The sequence below is a fragment of the Streptomyces botrytidirepellens genome, from assembly GCF_003721215.1.
GTDB lineage: Bacteria > Actinomycetota > Actinomycetes > Streptomycetales > Streptomycetaceae > Streptomyces > Streptomyces himastatinicus.
The window spans coordinates 1-579 of the sequence record NZ_RIBZ01000362.1 but is presented as its reverse complement, the minus strand read 5'-3'; the positions used below and the strand labels follow the sequence as shown (position 1 = coordinate 579).

Annotated in this window: 1 protein-coding gene; it reads left to right on the top strand. The window is 69.9% G+C overall.

Features of this window, described 5'->3' with window-relative positions:
• Positions 1–579 (top strand): GTP-binding protein (locus EEJ42_RS30980; RefSeq protein WP_281291541.1); only part of this gene is annotated, 579 nt, incomplete at both ends.

Sequence of the window (579 nt, the reverse complement as noted above, 5' to 3'; positions counted from 1 at the left end):
TGCTGGAGGAGGTGGACCGGCTCGCGAGAGAGGGACGGTTCGACTATCTCCTCATCGAGTCCAGCGGCATCTCCGAGCCCATGCCCGTCGCCGCCACCTTCGCCTTCCCCCGCGACGACGGCGCAACGCTGGACGAGGTCGCGCGGCTCGACACCATGGTCACCGTCGTCGACGCCGCGAACTTCCTGCCGGAACTGACCAGCGGGGACGAGCTGGTCGCGCGGGGACTCGACCAGTACGAGGACGACGAGCGCACCGTCAGCGATCTCCTCATGGACCAGGTCGAGTTCGCCGACGTCATCGTCCTCAACAAGCTCGACCTGGTCACCCCCGACACGGCCGAACGGCTGGCGGCAGCGCTGTCCCGGCTCAACCCGGCCGCCCGTCTCGTACCCGCCACACACGGCCGGGTCGCCCCCACGGACGTGCTCGGCACCGGCCGCTTCGACCTCGAACGCGCCCAGCAGGCCCCCGGCTGGGTGAGGGAACTCAACGGCGACCATGTGCCGGAGACCGAGGAATACGGCATCTCCAGCACCGTCTTCCGGGCCACCCGGCCCTTCCATCCCGCCCGGCTGT